The 17,092-nt window shown below is 56.1% G+C and carries 13 protein-coding genes; 8 read left to right on the top strand and 5 right to left on the bottom strand.

Features of this window, described 5'->3' with window-relative positions; translation table 11 throughout:
- Nucleotides 1-26 precede the first annotated feature (26 nt).
- Nucleotides 27-677: a response regulator gene (locus tag EU556_RS17125; RefSeq protein ID WP_135435333.1), complete on the top strand. Its 651-nt coding sequence runs from the start codon at nucleotides 27-29 to the stop codon at nucleotides 675-677.
- Nucleotides 678-888: 211 nt separating this feature from the next.
- Here the strand turns inward: EU556_RS17125 and EU556_RS17120 are convergent, their stop codons facing one another.
- From EU556_RS17120 to EU556_RS17110, 3 genes are all read right to left on the bottom strand, one after another.
- On the bottom strand, nucleotides 889-1,344 hold the full coding sequence (locus tag EU556_RS17120) for a hypothetical protein (protein ID WP_135435332.1): 456 nt from the start codon (nucleotides 1,342-1,344) through the stop codon (nucleotides 889-891).
- 132 nt (nucleotides 1,345-1,476) lie between these two features.
- The gene (locus EU556_RS17115) at nucleotides 1,477-1,734 is read right to left on the bottom strand and encodes a KGG domain-containing protein (RefSeq protein ID WP_135435331.1); all 258 of its coding nucleotides are present in this window, start codon (nucleotides 1,732-1,734) and stop codon (nucleotides 1,477-1,479) included.
- Between the two features lie 174 nt (nucleotides 1,735-1,908).
- Nucleotides 1,909-2,922, bottom strand: coding sequence for a chemotaxis protein CheB (locus EU556_RS17110; RefSeq protein ID WP_210116316.1), 1,014 nt, complete (start codon nucleotides 2,920-2,922; stop codon nucleotides 1,909-1,911).
- Between the two features lie 362 nt (nucleotides 2,923-3,284).
- On the opposite strand from EU556_RS17110, the gene EU556_RS17105 reads away from it, so the two are divergent.
- The 5 genes from EU556_RS17105 (at nucleotide 3,285) to EU556_RS17085 (ending at nucleotide 10,921) form a co-directional block, all read left to right on the top strand.
- Entirely contained in the window at nucleotides 3,285-6,206 is a 2,922-nt protein-coding gene (locus EU556_RS17105; protein ID WP_135435330.1) for a CheR family methyltransferase, read from the top strand.
- A gap of 95 nt (nucleotides 6,207-6,301) precedes the next feature.
- On the top strand, nucleotides 6,302-8,992 hold the full coding sequence (locus tag EU556_RS17100; RefSeq protein WP_135435329.1) for a sensor histidine kinase: 2,691 nt from the start codon (nucleotides 6,302-6,304) through the stop codon (nucleotides 8,990-8,992).
- Nucleotides 8,993-9,372: 380 nt separating this feature from the next.
- Nucleotides 9,373-9,735 carry an STAS domain-containing protein gene (locus EU556_RS17095; protein WP_135435328.1) on the top strand — a complete coding sequence of 121 codons (363 nt, stop codon included), beginning with the start codon at nucleotides 9,373-9,375 and terminating at the stop codon, nucleotides 9,733-9,735.
- Nucleotides 9,736-10,011: 276 nt separating this feature from the next.
- Nucleotides 10,012-10,377 carry a hypothetical protein gene (locus EU556_RS17090; RefSeq protein WP_135435327.1) on the top strand — a complete coding sequence of 122 codons (366 nt, stop codon included), beginning with the start codon at nucleotides 10,012-10,014 and terminating at the stop codon, nucleotides 10,375-10,377.
- A gap of 16 nt (nucleotides 10,378-10,393) precedes the next feature.
- Nucleotides 10,394-10,921, top strand: coding sequence for a PAS domain-containing protein (locus EU556_RS17085; RefSeq protein ID WP_135435326.1), 528 nt, complete (start codon nucleotides 10,394-10,396; stop codon nucleotides 10,919-10,921).
- Between the two features lie 79 nt (nucleotides 10,922-11,000).
- Here the strand turns inward: EU556_RS17085 and EU556_RS17080 are convergent, their stop codons facing one another.
- Nucleotides 11,001-12,029 (bottom strand): SMP-30/gluconolactonase/LRE family protein, encoded by a 1,029-nt coding sequence (locus EU556_RS17080; RefSeq protein WP_135435325.1) that lies wholly within the window; start codon nucleotides 12,027-12,029, stop codon nucleotides 11,001-11,003.
- Nucleotides 12,030-12,248: 219 nt separating this feature from the next.
- On the opposite strand from EU556_RS17080, the gene EU556_RS17075 reads away from it, so the two are divergent.
- On the top strand, nucleotides 12,249-13,886 hold the full coding sequence (locus EU556_RS17075) for an amidase (RefSeq protein WP_135435324.1): 1,638 nt from the start codon (nucleotides 12,249-12,251) through the stop codon (nucleotides 13,884-13,886).
- Nucleotides 13,887-14,055: 169 nt separating this feature from the next.
- Here EU556_RS17075 and EU556_RS17070 read toward each other — a convergent pair whose 3' ends face one another.
- Nucleotides 14,056-14,997 (bottom strand): restriction system modified-DNA reader domain-containing protein, encoded by a 942-nt coding sequence (locus EU556_RS17070; protein ID WP_135435323.1) that lies wholly within the window; start codon nucleotides 14,995-14,997, stop codon nucleotides 14,056-14,058.
- 109 nt (nucleotides 14,998-15,106) lie between these two features.
- Here EU556_RS17070 and abc-f point away from each other — a divergent pair, with 109 nt between their 5' ends.
- Nucleotides 15,107-17,017 (top strand): ribosomal protection-like ABC-F family protein, encoded by a 1,911-nt coding sequence (gene abc-f, locus EU556_RS17065; protein WP_135435322.1) that lies wholly within the window; start codon nucleotides 15,107-15,109, stop codon nucleotides 17,015-17,017.
- Nucleotides 17,018-17,092: the final 75 nt, after the last annotated feature.

The raw sequence follows: 17,092 nt of genomic DNA, 5'->3' as shown, positions 1-17,092 counted from the left end.
AGCCCAGGCCCATTTTCCCCGCTCTCATGATTAGGATTATTCTTGTTGATGACCACACCATTATTCGGGATGGTATCCGCGCCTTGCTTTCCAACCAAGATGATATTGCCGTGGTAGGGGAGGCCAGCAACGGTGAGGAGTTATTAGCGCTGCTCACCACCACCCCGGCCGACGTTGTGCTGATGGATATGAACATGCCCGTGATGGACGGGATGGAGGCTACCCGTCGGCTCCACGAGGAATATTCGGAGGTGCGGGTGCTGGCCCTGTCTATGCTTGATCATGAGGAATACATCAACCGCATGTTTGAGGCCGGGGCGCTGGGCTACGTGCTCAAGAATGCGGGCCGGCTCGAAATCGTGTACGCCATCCGGACGGTAGCCAGCGGCCGGCAGTTTCTGTGCTCAGAGCTGGGAATGAAGTTTCTGCAGAAGCTGATGCAGACCCCCACGCCCGACGTAACGGCCACGGCCAAGAAAACCGATGGCTTATCGAAACGCGAAACGGAGGTGTTGCAGCTTATTGCCGAGGGCCTGACCAATGCGGAAATAGCCGAAAAGCTCTTTACCAGCAAGCGCACTATTGAAACCCACCGCCAGAACATCATTGAGAAAACCCAGGCCAAAAACACGGCGGCCCTAATCAGCTACGCCGTGCGCCAAGGCTTGCTTACCTAGCCCATAGTGGCCTAGGCCACCTTTTGTGTCACTGCCGTTAACGCCCACGGCCCCACCCGAACGTGTAGCTCAGGTGGGGCCGTGTTAAATAGTAAGCAAGAAGCTGAGTGCGTTGGCTGGGAAAGGTGGGGCGGGTAGGTGCTCGGGAAACCAGAGCGTGGGTGGGCAATAGGGGGAGGGGAGAAGCGGGGGGCAGTAAGTCAGCAGCCGGTTAGGCTAGGCCAGCCGTTTGAGCGCGAAAGCTGGGGGCCAACGAGCCTAGACCAGTGGCACCAGCCAGCGTGCGTTTGCCGGGTACATAGGTAGCCGGGCTGAGTAACCAGGCGGGGCTGGTGGCATGAAGCCGAATCAGGGAATACGTACCCTGTACATCACTCCCCGAAAGGGTAATAAGCAAGCGGCCCTTGGCCAGGGCTGCGCGTAGGCTAGCGCAGGTGCTGGGGGCTGGGTCGTAGGCCAGTTGGCAGCGGCCCTGCGCAATACACGCAGAGGGCGTACTCACCTCGGGCGCTTCCAGCAGTAGGCCGCGCTCCAGCGAAGCACTCAGGCCCCGCCCGGCTACGGCCGGCAACACCCAGTGCATCAGGGGGCGCTGCCGCACAAGCAAAATCAAGTGTTGAAAATTGTCATCGGGACTTTTGTGCAGGGAAAAACGAATGCTAGACATGACAGAAGGCAGTGAGGAGAACGAATAGCCAACAAAGGCCCCGGCGTACCCGGGGCCTTTATGGTTGTCAGATGGCCTAAGGGAGAACTGAACTTCTGCCGGGGCCATGTCCGGCACAACTGCGGGCGGTGCTTAGCGGGCCTGGGCGTTGTTGTTGGTGTTGGTGTTGCGGCTAGCCTGGCCACCTTTGCGGCCGGCAGCGCGAGCTTCTTCTGAAGTGAAGCGGTGTCCGCGGCCACTCTGGTGCGAGGCCCGGCCGCCTTCACTGGCAATCCGGCGCTGCAACTCGGGGTCCATGCTGGCGAAACCGCGCTTGCTGGTGTTGCTGGTCTGACCGTTGGTGGTCTGGCCTTTGGTGGAGGCGTTCTGGTTTTTTGATGCTTGGGCCATGGTAAGCAGGTTGAAGTGGTGAATGAAACTCTGCCTCTTCAACGGCGCTTCACCCGCTTTGAGTTGCTGTTTGTCTGGCAAATACCCTTGTTTATCGGGTATTTGGTACCTTTTACGGATGACCTTAGCGGCTAATACGGACCAGCTTCTGCGTACTTATGATACTCGTCGGCGTTACTCCGTACTTGCTTGTTTAGCTGACGTATTTGACGAACCATTGAGCAGAAATTCGCGCAGGCGGTTGATGTGGTGCTTGAGCTCTTCTGCCCGTTCTTCCTGCTGCACACCCCAGCTGCCGCTGCCGCGCGACGCCATGCTAGTCAGCAGAATCTTGCGCTCCTCCATCATGCGGATGGCTACCCACAAGGTTTCTTCCAAGGAGCTTTGTTCTGCGTCAAGCAGTGCCTCCGCCGTAAAGGCATGGCCGGTGTGGCACCGAAAGCGCAGCACATTTCCTTGGTTAAGCTGCCAGAGCGTGCCTCCGCAGTCTGAGCAGGTTATGGCCACTTGGTGACCAATTTCCTGTACTTCGTTTATTGTTCCCACGACCCGTTCCGCAATAGCGGCTTCAGTTTGAAGATCTTTCGGTATTGCCGCTAGTTCCTGAGGCGGTAACTGGTTGTTCGTAAGCTCTACCAGCAACCCGCCCATGTGCGCAAGCGGCACAGTGTAGTCAATGTCCACGTTGCGCAGGGCGCTTTCGGGCATGCTGGGGTATTCAGCATCGTAGGGGGCCTGTACTACGGCGGTACCGCCGCAACGCTTGATAAACTCCAGGCCGGCTGTGCCATCGTGCAGCAGACCAGTCAGGACCACGCCAATGACATTGGAGCCAAAGCTGACGGCCGCCGAGCGAAACAAGGTGTCGGCGGCGGGCCGGTAGCCATTTTCCCGCGGCCCCTTGGTAATCAATAGCCGATTCTCGCGCAGCAGCATGTGGCGGTCGGGGGGGGCCAGGTATAGGTGCCCAGGTTCAATGAATGTTTGATCGGTGGCCAGCTGGCATTTCAACTGCGAATGGTGAGCCAGCCGATTCACCAGCGCCTCCCCCGACGACTCGGGCGCGAGATGTTGTACGACGAGTATGGCCGCAGGAATAGACGCGGGCAGCTGACTTACCAACTCAGTAAGGGCAGGCATACCGCCGGCAGAAGTACCGATGACGATGACGTAGGAAGGAAAATTCACAGACAGGAGAGGAAGAGTGCAGAGTGGGCTGTAGACCGCCGCAGTCAGGTGGCCTAGGCCATGCCTGAACCCGTAAATACTGGCTATACGGAAAGACGTACAAACGGCGCATATGAAAGACAGATTACTTCCTCTTACTGCCGCGCCGGCCCGGCACCCCCAATTGTTTTACGTAGCTTTAGCCTCAGAATGTGCCCTGGAGCTCGGCTGTAGCGGTTTTGCTGCCTAATTCTCCTGTTCTTGTACTCGCTACTTTCCTCTTTTCTCTAGAGGATAGCCGCCGCTCCCGACTTTATACCCTTTTGCCTGTGCTAGAAGAGCAACCTACGTCAGCTGCGGCTACTGCCGCCGTCGCTGGCCTTATGGTAACTGAAGAACTCACGGTATTCAGCCCAAAGCCTCCAACTGAAAAATTTCCTATTGTTGGGCTTGGTGGTTCGGCGGGCTCGTTGGAAGCGCTGGAGCTGTTTTTTACGCACTTGCCTGCCCAAACCGGCGCTGCATTTGTTGTGGTAACTCACTTGGGGCCCCAGCAGAGCGAGCTAGTACAGGTGCTGCAAGGCTTCACGTCGCTGCCCGTACTGCAAGCCACCGACGGCCTGCGGGTGCGTCCCGACCACGTATATGTAATTCCGCCCAACTACGACATTAGTCTGTTGCACAGCACGCTGCTGCTGTTTGCCCCTACCCAGCCCCAGGCCCGTCGCCTGCCCATCGACTTCTTTTTCCAGAGCTTAGCCAAAGATGCGCACGACCGGGCCGTCTGCGTTATTCTGTCGGGGCTGGGCTCCGATGGCACTATTGGCTTAAAGATGGTGGTAGAAAACTTCGGAATGGTCATGGTGCAGCAGCCCGAAACGGCTCTGTTCGACTCCATGCCCCGCTCGGCCTTGGCCACTGAATTTGTGGATTTTGTGCTGCCGCCCGAGGATATGCCAGCTAAGCTGCTAGAGTACATTGAGCGCCCCCTGCTCACGCGTCCGCCGCGGGAGCTGGCCCCAGAATCGAAAAGCAAGCCAGCCCACGCCCTCCAGAAAATCTTTATGCTCATCCGGAGCCAAACCGGGCACGACTTTACCTATTACAAGCGCAACACGCTGTTCCGGCGGATTGAGCGGCGGATGAACTCCCACCAGATCAAGGAGTTTACCCACTACGTGCGGTACCTGCAGGAGCATCCGAAGGAAGTAGAGCTGCTGTTTAAGGAGCTGCTGATTGGCGTAACCAAGTTCTTCCGCGACTCGGAGGCCTACAAGAGCCTGCAAACGCAGCTAATACCGCTCCTGGAAAAAAAGCCTGCCGAGAGCACCATCCGTGTGTGGGCGCCGGGCGCTTCTACCGGCGAAGAGGCCTACTCCCTGGCCATGCTGATTCTGGAGTGTCTCGACCAGATAGATCCGCGCAAGTACCTCAAAGTGCAGATCTTCGCCACCGATATCAACCCCGAAGGCATTGACTACGCCCGGCTAGGCCACTACCCAGAAAATATTGCGGGCGACGTAAGCCCCGAGCGGCTGCGGCGCTTCTTTCATAAGGTAGATGTCGGCTACCAAATTCGGAAGGAAGTGCGCGACATAGTGGTGTTTGCCCTCCACAACCTGAGCAAAGACGCCCCCTTCACTAAGCTGGATTTGCTCTGCTGCCGCAACCTGCTCATCTATCTTTCCAGCGATTTGCAGCGCAACCTGCTGCCCATTTTTCATTACGCACTTAACCCCGGCGGGCTACTGTTCCTGGGCCCTTCTGAAAATGTAACAGGCTTCCAGGATCTGTTTACCCCCCTTGATATAAAGTGGAAAATCTCCCGGCGCTCGGAGTCACCGGCTTCCCTGAGCCGGCTGGCGAATTTCCCCTTTTCCCTTGCTCGCCACCCCGCCGCGCCAGCGCATCCCGTAGGAATTATGAATGCTTCTAGTCCCCGCCGCGAAGGGGAAGCTTTTGCCACGCTAGTGCAAAAGGTGCTTCTGCGCTATTATGCTCCGCCCGCCGTTGTAATCAACGGCAAGGGCGAAATTCTGTTTGTGAACGGGCGCACCGGCAAGTACCTGGAGCCCGCTCCCGGCCTTAGCGGCATGAACCTCTTCGACATGGCCCGTGAGGAGTTGAACTACGAGATTAGTGGGGCTGCGCACCGGGCTATGCAAACCCGCCAGGATGCGGTGCTGGAGGAAGTGCGCCTGAAAACGGAAGCCGGCTACGAGCTGATTCGCCTGACTGTAAAGTACCTCTCGGAGCCCGACGCGCTTGCGGGGCTGCTATTGGTGGTGTTCGAGAACCTGCCCCAACCTAAGCGCAGCCAACGCCGCAAAAAAGCGCCGGAGCTGGAGCCCGATGGCCGCGACGCCGCGTTGGTAGCCCTAGAAAAGGAGCTGAAGTACACCAAGTCGCGCTTGCAAACTACCATTGAGGAAATGGAAAGCAGCGTGGAGGAGCTCAAGAGCACCAACGAGGAGCTGCAGAGCACCAACGAGGAAGCCATGACCAACAAGGAAGAAATGCAGAGCCTCAACGAGGAGCTGATGACCTTGAACATGCAGTACCTGAGCAAGACGGATGAGCTCTCGCAGGCCGCCAACGACATGAAGAACCTGCTGGACTCTACCGAGCTGGCCATTATCTTCCTGGATAATAGCATGGTGGTTAAGCGCTTCACGCCTCCCGTTTCGCGCATCATCAACCTGCTGCCTTCGGATGTGGGACGCCCCATCTTGCACTTCGCCAACAACCTGCAGCACTCTACGCTGGTCGACGATGTGCAACTGGTACTCGACCGCCTTATCACGCTGGAATCGAGCATACAGACGAAAAACGGCGAGTGGTACGTGATGCGCATTTTGCCCTACCGCACCCTCGATAACTACATCAGCGGAGCGGTTATCACCTTCACGGAGGTAACCGGTATGAAGCGCCTGGAGCAGGAGCTGCAGGAGAGTACCCGCTTGGCCGAGAGCATTATTGAAACGGTGCGTGAGCCCCTGCTGGCCCTCGACCGCGACTTGCGGGTGCTTACAATGAGTAAAGCGTTTGCCACCTTCTTCCGAATAAACACGGAGGCGGTAAAAGGGGAGTCGATAAATACGCTGAGCGGGGGCGCCTGGAGTCAGCCCGATCTGCACCGCCGCCTGCTGAAGCTCCTCAACAACGAGGCCCGCGAATTTGAAAATGTGGAGCTGGAAGCCGATTTCCCGGAGATAGGCCACCGCCGCGTGCGGCTATATGGGCGCCGCATATCCAGCCAGGGCAGCAAGACCGACCGAATTTTACTTAGTGTAGAAATGCTGTAGTGGAGTAGCAACTAGCGGAGTGCTAGTGCGTAGCATACTGGTGAGCTGCCCTGCACGGCGCCCTCAGTTGGCATAGTTTAGAAAGGATATAGCGCATGGATGCCGATTCACCCTCCCCCAATCACGATGCCGCCAGTTCAGACAACTCTCTCCAGAAGTTACGTTCTCAGGCCGAGCGAAAACGGTTGGTTTCGCAAAGCGCGGATGAGAAGACTCCGGAGGAAGTACTTCGGCTAGTGCAGGAGCTCCGGATTCATCAGATTGAGCTAGAAATGCAGTACGAGGAGTTGCAGCGGGCCCAAGCTGAGAGCGAAGCCATGCGCAGCCAGTACGCCGACCTGTACGAGTTTGCCCCCGTGGGGTACTGCACCCTTTCCGGCAACGGCGAAATCAGGCAGCTCAACCTCTACATAAGCCAGCTGCTAGGCCTGTTGCGGCGCGAGCTGCTGGGCCGCCGCTTTGGCTTATTCGTAACCCAGGAGCAGCGCGGCCAGTTTGCCGACTTTCTGGCGCGGGTGCTGCAGCAGGAGCAGCGCCTGTCATGCTCCCTTGAGCTGCGCCGCGACGATGGCACGCTCCTGTACGTGCGCCTGGAAGGGCTCGCCTTTACCGATGGCCTAGGGGAGCAGCTCTGCCGCCTAGCTGTACTTGATACCACCCACGAGCACCAGACCAACGAGGCTTTACGCGCCAGTGAACTACGCTTCCGGACGTTGTTTGAGCAAAGCGCCGACGCCATGCTGCTGGTGCGAAATGAGGAGTACATCGACTGCAACGATGCCGCCCTGCGCCTGATTGGCGCCGTAGACAAACGGCAGCTGCTCGGGAAAAAAATTCAGGAGCTGACGCCCGAGTTGCAGCCCAATGGGAAGCGCTCCACCGACCTTATTCAGCAGCACATGGCCGAGGCCATTCGGCGGGGCAACCATCGGTTTGAGTGGTGGCGGTACCGGCTAAACGGCGAGGGCCTGTGGCTGGAGGTGGTGGTGACCCCGCTGGTAGTAGACGGTAGCACCATTATGCACGTAACCTGGCGCGACATTACCGCCCGTAAGCGCGATGAGCAGCGCTTAGCAGCCAGTGAAGAACGGCTCCGCCTGGCACTGGAAGGCTCCCGGATGGGAGTGTGGGCTTGGGACCTTTCCTCAGATGAGCTCTACTGGGACCAGCGGGCTCAGCAGATCATTGGTCATGCCTTCGACGCCAACCCCGTGCCCTTTACCCGGTTGGTTAACGCCATTCATCCCGAAGACCTGGGCCGGGCTACGGCTATACTAGAGAAGGCCGTGCGGGAGCACCAGCCGTTTGAGCTAGAGCACCGCGTAGTGTGGCCCGATGGCAGCATTCGCTACGTGGTGGCCACCGGGCAGGTATTGCCCGGCGAGCCCCGCCGCCTCACCGGCCTCATCCGCGACGTAACCACCCGGCGCCTGGAGCAGGAAGAGCTGAACTACAAAAACCGGCTGCTGGAGCACATCCTCAGCAATACGCCTGTGGTACTGGGTCGGTTTACGCCCCAGGGCGAGGTGCTGGAGTTGCTAGGCCACGGCCTGCGCCGCATGAACGTGGCGGATAATGAATTGGATGGGAAGCCCATCGTGGAGGTGTACCCCGATGCGGCCAAACAGATGCGCCCCCTATTAGAGGGGCAGAGCGTGAGCTTTATCACTACGGGCAACTTCCACGGTGAAAACCTGTACTACCAGAACTATGGCTTCTTTGATGAGCAAAAGCAGCAGGCTATTCTCTTCGCCCTCGACGTAACCAGCTCGGAGCAGATGAAAGCCCAGTTGCGCTCCGAGAAGGAGTTTACCGAACGCCTGCTCGATAGCAGCGTAGACGCTATTGCCGCCCTCGACCAACGCGGCTACGTAACCGCCTGGAACCGTACCGCCACCCTGCAAACCGGGGTAGCCCCAGCCCAGGCGCTAGGCCACTACATCTGGGAAACGCCGCTAGGCCACGCTCACCCCGAGTTTCGGGAGCTTATTGCGCAGTCCCTAACCGGGGAGCCCGTCACGCGTTTGGCCATGAAGGACATGACCCCCATGGGCGGCTACTTCGACCTCTACTTGGTGCCCCTTACCCGCCGCGAAGAAAATATTGGAGCCCTGCTCATTATGCGCGACGTGACGGAACGGGAGGAGCTGCTGACCGAAACTACCCGGCTGAAGCTGCAGCAGCAAAAAGCCGTGCTGGAGGCCATTATAACGGCCCAGGAAGAGGAGCGCCGCCACATAGCGGAGGCCCTGCACAACGGCGTAGGCCAGTTGCTCTACGCCATTAAGCTGCACCTAGAGCACACCGCCGAGCTGCCGCGCACCAGCCCGGCCTTTAGCCTGCTCGACGAAGCCATTCGGGCTACGCGCGGAATTTCCTTTGAGCTAACGCCCGGCGTGCTGGAAGATTTTGGACTGGAAACGGCCATGAAGGAGCTAATCAAACGGATTCCGCGGCCCCCCATCCGGCTTCAGTCCCGCATCCCGCGCAACTTGCCCAAAACCCTGCAGATAGCCGTGTACCGCATTGTGCAAGAGCTGCTCAACAACACTATGAAGCACGCCCGCGCCGCAGAAGTCTTTATCTACCTGGAAAAGGAAGACGACCACTTACTCCTGAGCGTAGAGGACGATGGCGTTGGCTTCGATACGGAGCAAACGCGTGAGGTAAAGGGTATGGGGTTAAGCAGTATCCGGAGTCGGGTAGAGCTTCTAAATGGGCAGTTTCAGCTTCGTTCGCGGCCGGGTCATGGTACCATGGTCACTATTCAGCTGCCCGTAGCCTAGCTGCCCAGCTTGGAGGTGTGGTAAATACGTAGAAAATTAGGTAGGTTGCCCGTGCAGAATACGTATTATCTGAAGCTAATATAGACGCTAGGATTTATAGCTTTGTCCGGTTCGCCAACTGTATTATGGGTAGAACGAATGGGAATACAGCCAGATACAGGCACATGAGTACGGGATGCCGCCGGCAAGCCGCCCTGTGCCCGTACTGGTTGAGGTAGTTGGTAGAACGCTCTAGGCCAGGGCCAAAAGCAAACCAGCGCGTGGGAGGCTGAATAATTAGAGATAAGCAGGGCGGCAGCAGGCGGCCCGGATAGTTGAACCTAAGTAGTGTGCTTGGGCAGAATGTAGAAGTGAGTAGTGAGTGGGTGAACTGTCAACATATGCGGGTGTATCGAGAAAATCTACCAAATAGCTGTCTACTAATCCTAACTGAATCGGATGACAATCATCTGACGGTGTTGCTGCTCACCGAGGCGTTGCAGCAAGCGTGTGGTAGCGGCAAATCCAGCATCTGGGTTGATTGCAGCCAAGTGCAGCAACTCAGCAGCACGGTGCTGGCAGTGCTACGGCATTACGCATCTTGGCTGCAGCAGCAGCACATTACGCTGGTGGTATGCCACCCGCCCGATTCGCTGCAAATGGAGCGCTCCGATGCAAACCTGCTGGTAGCTCCATCGTTGCTCGATGCGGAGCTGCAGTGCCGCAGCTCGGGCCCTCGGCTGGCTGGTATAGGCCTCACCTAGGCCACTGTTGGGTAGGAGTCCGCAGGGCATAAGCTCGCCTCGGTGCCTCACATCTGGGGCAGTTGAGGCCCTAAACAGTAACTTAATTGTTGCCTTGAGGTGCTCAGTGGTAAGTAGTTACTTTTTCTCGGTAGAACAAGCTGAACTATTTCGTAGTTTTATATATTCCTATAGTTACCTGTAGTAGATAAACCTAATCTGCCGCGGGTAGCGCTGCAGGAAACCGGAGTGGCTTTTGCCCTGTGGTTATCTGGTGCTGGAACATTCACCCTAATTATGTCTGAATTACTTTTTGACGTCAATCTGCAACAACTCCCCGATGAGTATCTGACGGGGGAGTGGACAGTGGCCGACCGGGTGCTCAACCACACCGATCCGTCAACGGCTTTGGCGCAGGCGACGCTTTTCCGGCTTCAGCCGGGCCTGATGGAGATTCAGACGCCGGAGCTGCAGGATCAGGGTAGCTGGACGGTAGAGCGCGATGCGCTCCTGAACCGGCCTTACCTGGAGCTGCAACTCGCCGCCGAGAAAACCCGGGCCCTCGTGACCCGTCTGCGCCGCTCTATGGATGGGCAACGCAGCCAGCTAAACCTCTACTTTCAATCGGGGATGGAGTTGCTGCTCTCGCAACCATCCTATTAATTGTTGCCTTCTCTCAATGGAGCAAGTTGCCGAAGCGACCAACAACGATTTTCGCTTTCTAGCCGATATGATTCCTCAGCTGGTATGGTTCACAGACCCCACTGGCTTTCATACCTACTTCAACCAGCGCTGGACGGACTTTACCGGCTACACCCTGGCCGACAGCGTAGGACCCGATATGTGGAATAACCTGCTGCATCCCGACGACCGGGCCCGAGCCCGTGAGGTGTGGGGCCGCTCTTTGGCTACCGGCGAGTTCTACGAGATTGAGTACCGGTTTAAGTCGAAGCAAGATGACTACCGGTGGTTTCTAGGCCAAGCCCAGCCCCAGCTCAACGAGGATGGCCAGATTATCCAGTGGTTTGGTACCTGCACCGACATTCACGAGCAAAAAATGACGGAGCTAGCTCTCCGTAAGCGCGAGCAGGAGCTGGAGCAGGCCTACGCCGATCTGGAGGTGAAAGTAACCTTCCGCAACCTAGAGCTAGAGCGCGAAGTGCAAGCCCTCCGCCAGCAATTAGCCGGCAAGACGAACGCCGTCTAGCCCAAACCGCGAAATGCACAAAGAAGCCCTCATCTGCCAACGGCCAGATGAGGGCTTCTTTGCGTTCAGGCTAGGCCACTTAAAAGCGTACCCGCGCAATGGTAAACACTGACACCGGCGGATTCTGGTTGGCCTGCAGCGCATTCAGGTTGGAGTAGAGCACGTAGCTGTCGGCGCCTTCGCGGCGAGCCAACGTAGTGGGGTACTGGGGTGGCGTTGTAAACGTACCCGAGACGGTGGCCGCTCCCCAAGCGTTGGTAGTGGTCAGGCGGTACACCTTGGCTTGGGCATTGGTCACAACCTGCAGGGTATTGTTGTCCTGCAGTAGCATGCCGTCGGCACCTTTCAGGTCTTGGCTGATGGCTACTTTGGTGAAGGCCGCCGGGTTGTTGATGGGTACCTTGAAGATAGCGCCCTCATCAGACTTCGCCACCAGCAAGTAGCCATCTGGGTGGAACACAATACCGTTGAGCCCGAACATACCCGCGGGGGCAGCTAGCTGCGTATTCTCCAGAAACACGCCCGCCGTACCCTGGGCATCTACCTTGTAAATGATGGGGGAGAAGCTGTCGGTAACGTAGGCGTTGCCCTGCCCATCCACGGCAATATCATTGGCAAAATGGTTGAGCGTTGGGCGTAGGCTACCCAGGTCAACCGTATTTTGAAGCTGGCCGTTGTCGCGGTTGAAAATGGCTAGCCGGGCCAGCTTCCGCAGCGTAGCCGCCGAGGTGCGCTCTTTATTGAAGCCGGGGTCTGACACGGCCACCAGCAAGCGGTTGCGGCTATCATCCAGGTGCATGCCGATGCTGGAAACCAGCGCCGTATTGGTGGCAAAAACTGAGTAGGTGCCATCGTCTTTAACCTGGCCTACGGTGCCCGCTGTTTGGGAGCTTACCAGGTACCGGCTGTTTTTGGCGTCGTACTGCACCCCCTCCGGGTAGAGGTTGGCCTGCGTGAAGGCCACCGTTTCGGGTAAACCGGGTGCTGAATCGTTGTCGTCATCATCGGAGCAGCTGGTGGCCGAAAACAGGAGAGTGCCACTCAGGGTCAGCAGAAGCAGTGCCCGCGTGCTGTAAGGGCGTAGTGCAGAAGAGAAAGAAGTGTGCATAGGGCAGGATACGTGTAAGTGAACAGGCAAGCACTCATACGGTTAGCTCGGCAGCGGGGGTAGCAATGCCCTAGATTTTATACGTCTAGGCGGCTGGTAGTCAAGTTTCTGCAGTTGCCCGGGTCGGAGCAGGGTGGCGCCCAGCCAAGATTTTGAGTAGCAGCAGCAAAACGGCGGGCCTCCGGGCGCTATCTTGAAGGCGTAAACTTTACTCCCCCTATGAACCGCCGAATTTTCCTGCGCAATGGCTCCCTCGCGGGGCTGGCCCTTTCCACCTTCTCCTTCAGCGCCTGCTCTACTGCCCCCGACAAAGGCCAAGCGGCCACGGCTGATGGTACATCAGAAGGCAATTCCTCTGATACCTTCGAACTGAATGAGGCTACCGTGCAGGACCTGCAACAAAAAATGAGCAGCGGTGCCCTCACCGCCCGCGCCATCACGGAGCTCTACCTCAAGCGCATCGACGCCATCGACAAAGCCGGCCCCAAGCTTAACTCCGTTATCGAAGTAAACCCCGACGCCCTCACCATTGCCGATGCGCTGGACAAAGAGCGCAAAGACGGCAAAGTGCGCGGCCCCCTGCACGGCATTCCCGTGCTCATCAAGGACAATATTGACACGGCCGATAAGCAGCAAACCACCGCGGGCTCCCTGGCTCTGTCCGGGCACAAGGCCGCGCAGGATGCGTTTATCATCAAGAAGTTGCGCGAGGCAGGCGCCGTGGTGCTGGGCAAAACCAACCTCAGTGAGTGGGCAAACTTCCGCTCTACGCGCAGCACTAGTGGCTGGAGCAGCCGCGGCGGCCAAACCAAGAACCCCTTTATTCTCGACCGCACACCCAGCGGCTCCAGCGCCGGCTCAGGTGCTGCCGCTTCTGCCAACCTCTGCGCCCTGGCCATTGGTACCGAAACAGATGGCTCCATTGTGTCGCCGGCTTCGTGCAGTGGTCTAGTGGGCATTAAGCCCACCGTAGGCCTCTGGAGCCGCTCGGGTATCATCCCCATCTCGACCACCCAAGACACAGCCGGCCCCATGACTCGCACCGTCCGCGACGCGGCCATTCTGCTGGGTGCCCTCACGGGGGAAGATGCCGCCGATGCCGTAACCAAGGAAAGCAATGGCAAAACCCAGCCCGACTACACCAAATTCCTGGACCCCAACGGCCTCAAAGGCAAGCGCCTGGGTGTAGAAAAAGGTCACCTGAAAGGCTCTTCCGATGCTATTCCGTTGCTGCAGGCCGCCGTGGAGCTGCTGAAAGCCCAGGGGGCCACCGTGGTAGAAGTAGAGGTAGAGAAGAGAACCGATCCGCTAGGCCAGGCCGAGTACGATGTACTGCTCTACGAATTCAAAGACGGCGTAAACAAGTACCTAGCTACGGCCAATGCGCAGGTGAAAACCCTCACCGACGTTATCAGCTTCAACACCCAGAACAAGGCCAAGGCCATGCCCTTCTTCCAGCAGGAGATTCTGGAAGACTCCAACAAGCTGGAAGGCCTAGACAGCGCCAAGTATAAAGCGGCCCTGAGCAAGTCGCACACCGGGGCCAAGCAGGCCCTCGACAAGGTGCTGGCCGACAACAAGCTCGACGCCATTGTGGCCATTACCAACGCCCCCGCCCGGTGCATCGACCTCATCAACGGCGACTCCGGTGGCGGTCCGGGCTTCTCCTCGCCGGCGGCCATGGCAGGCTACCCCCACATTACGGTGCCCATGGGCCAGGTGTATGGCTTGCCCGTAGGCCTGTCCTTCGTGGGCGGCGCCTACAAGGAGGCCGAATTGCTGACGGTGGCCTACGCCTATGAGCAAGCCTCCAAAAAGCGCGTAGCCCCACAGTTTAAGGCGCCTTTCGTGGGGTAGGGAAGCGATTGGACTATAATAACAAGATAGCCCACCTTATGGTGGGCTATCTTGTTATTGAGTTTAGGATAGGTATCTGTGTTGCCGGTACTGCAAAATAGAGTGTGCAAAAGTGTTTCAGGTTTAATCGAAAAAAATGAGCTAAAAGCTTCTAAATCAAAGATTAATCTTACAATTGAATAGGACCTTTTTGTTGTAAATGTTCTCTAAGTTCAGCGAGAGTCTTACCATTAATATCTTTCCAGCTATTCCACCCATTTGCAGTTTGACGCGTGCTGCCAGCATCTTGGATGCCAGCTACAGCTGCATAACTAGGGCTAGTAAATATTTTGTTAAGGAAACTTATAGATCCGTCTTCTAAAACAGTTGCTTCATAAACTTTTGGTGGACCATTTTTCGGCTTATACTTCATAAATAGCTTGTCATGTGGTTTTATTATATTGCTATTGATTAGATCTATTATATAGATATCATATTTAGTCATGGATGCATTGGATACTAATATTTTATCCTCTTCCTCTGTGTCAAGGCTTGGCTTGAATTCTTCTGGTAGTTCGTAGATTATATTACCCGTATTATTGTATTCAATAAATTTATTTATTATCCATAATTTAACCTTGAATTTTTGCTGTCTAGCCCAGTCATTTAAATCATTAGGAATTCCATCGATTGGAATACCAATTACTGGATCGGATTCTAAAATTTCAGCTATTGTTTTGTAGGTGTCTTCAGGGCTTATTTCTAAGCTGTTGAACTTCTCTTTTAGGGTTTCATCACTCTTATAAAGCGCCATAGAAATGTCCACAAGCTGCTTTCGTGTTTGTGTTTGTAGAGATGCCACTATTTGCTTGGACACTTGTTTAGCAATATGCTCCCACACACCGTGGTGTTCAAGTTCTGCTTCTACTATATACCATTTTTTTTGAGCTATATCAATGGCAAATCCATCAGGTATCGTACCAGATCCGTCAGAAGTTTTGATTTTTGTTTTAGGTAAGAAAAAGGAATCTGGTCCAAAAAGGTGTTCATAATTATCTATAACTACTTTCTCTAATTCGGCCTCTGACGAAAAAGATGATTTTACAAACTTTCTGTCGTTGAAAATAAGCATTGAATGTTGCGTATAGATGTTAGATGTTGTGTTTAAGAAGAAGGCATTCAAGCTACCAACCTCAACCAGATAGATCGTACCTTTGCGGCTTCATAGCCCGCAAAGTAGGATGATTTCCATTACTGACCTCGACTTTCATTTCGGCTCCCGTACGCTCTACGATAAGGCCAACCTGCACATCAAACCCAAGGATAAGATTGGCCTGATTGGGCTGAATGGCCGGGGCAAATCTACGCTGTTGCGCATTCTGGTGGGTGAGTACAAGCCCGACGGGGGCAGCATCTCCATGAGCAAGGACGTGAGCCTGGGCTTCCTGAACCAGGATTTGCTCAGCTACGACTCCCACGAGCCCATTTTGGTGGTGGCCATGCAGGCTTTCGGCGAGGCGCTGGATATTCAGAAGAAGATTGACGAGGTGCTGCTGGAGTTCGAAACCAACTACACCGACGACCTGGTAGAAAAGCTGGCCGACCTGCAGGAGCGCTTCGAGGCCTTGGGCGGCTACACCATGCAGGCCCGCACCGAAGAAATCTTGGAAGGTCTGGGCTTTACTACCGAGGAGCTGCAGAAGCCGCTGAAGCTGTTCTCGGGTGGCTGGCGCATGCGCGTGATGCTGGCCAAAATCCTGCTGCAGCAACCCTCGCTGCTGCTGCTCGACGAACCAACCAACCACTTGGACTTGCCTTCCATTAAGTGGATTGAAAACTACCTGGCCGGTTACGAAGGCGCCGTTATCATTGTATCGCACGACCGGGAGTTCCTGGACCGCACCACCAATACTACGGTGGAAGTAACCGGCGGCAAGCTGGTTCCCTACGCTGGCAACTACAGCTTCTACCTCGAAGAGAAGGAGGAGCGCAATGCCATTCAGAAGGGCGCTTTCGAAAACCAGCAGGCTCAGATTCGGCAGGCCGAGCGCTTTATTGAGCGCTTTAAGGCTAAAGCTTCCAAAGCCAAGCAGGCCCAAAGCCGCGTGAAGGCCCTGGACAAGCTGGAGCGCATTGAAGATGTAGCCGCCGACGACGCCAAAGTGAACATCAAGTTCAACTTCACCGTGACGCCCGGTCGCCACATTCTGCGCATGGAGCACGTGGGCAAGAAGTACGGCGAGAAGCTTATTTTCCGCGACACGCACGTGCACATTGAGCGCGGCGACAAAATTGCCCTCATTGGTGCCAACGGTAAAGGTAAATCTACCCTGATGCGCTTGGTAGCCGGTTCAGAGGTTCCCACCTCGGGCACCCACCAGCTAGGCCACAACGTTATCATGTCGTTCTACGCTCAGCACCAGCTGGAGAGCTTGCGCATTGAGAATGAGATTCTGCAGGAGATGGTAGAGGCCGGCTCGAAGCGCACTGAAATGGAGCTGCGCACGGTGCTGGGCTCGTTCTTGTTCACCGGCGACGATGTGTACAAGAAAATTAAGGTTCTCTCGGGGGGCGAGAAAAGCCGCGTGGCCCTAGCCAAAACCCTGATTTCGGAGGCTAACTTTCTGCTGCTCGACGAACCGACCAACCACTTGGACATGCAGTCGGTAAACATTCTGATTCAGGCCCTGGACCAGTATGAAGGCACCTACATCGTCATCAGCCACGACCGGTATTTCGTGGAAAATGTGGCCAACAAGATCTGGTACATCGAAGATTACCAGCTGAAGGAGTACCCCGGTACCTACAATGAGTACGAGCAGTGGCAGGAAGACCGGGAGAAGAATGCCAAGAAAGCGGGCTTGCCCTCACCTTCGGCTCCAAAGCCGCTGCCTAAAGAGGAGAAGAAAGTTGAGGCTGCTCCGGCTAAAACGCCTTCGCCTGACCAGAAAAAAGCGTTGAAGGAGCTGGCTGAGGTTGAGAAGAAGATTGACGAGCGGGAAAAGGAACTGGCCCAGTACGAAGCCCAACTTGCCGACCCGCAGATCTACCAGAACGCTGCTCAACTTAAAGACGCCACGCTCAAATTTGAGCAAGTGAAAAAAGAGCTGGCCCAGCTCAATGACCGTTGGGAAATGCTAGCGGAGATGTAACCGCTTGATAAAAGATAAGAAAAGCCCCGCCGGAAACAACAGTTTCCAGCGGGGCTTTTCGGTTAATAGAAATTC

This window comes from Hymenobacter fodinae (assembly GCF_004745825.1).
GTDB lineage: Bacteria > Bacteroidota > Bacteroidia > Cytophagales > Hymenobacteraceae > Hymenobacter > Hymenobacter fodinae.
This window is presented reverse-complemented; position numbering and strand designations above follow the sequence as displayed.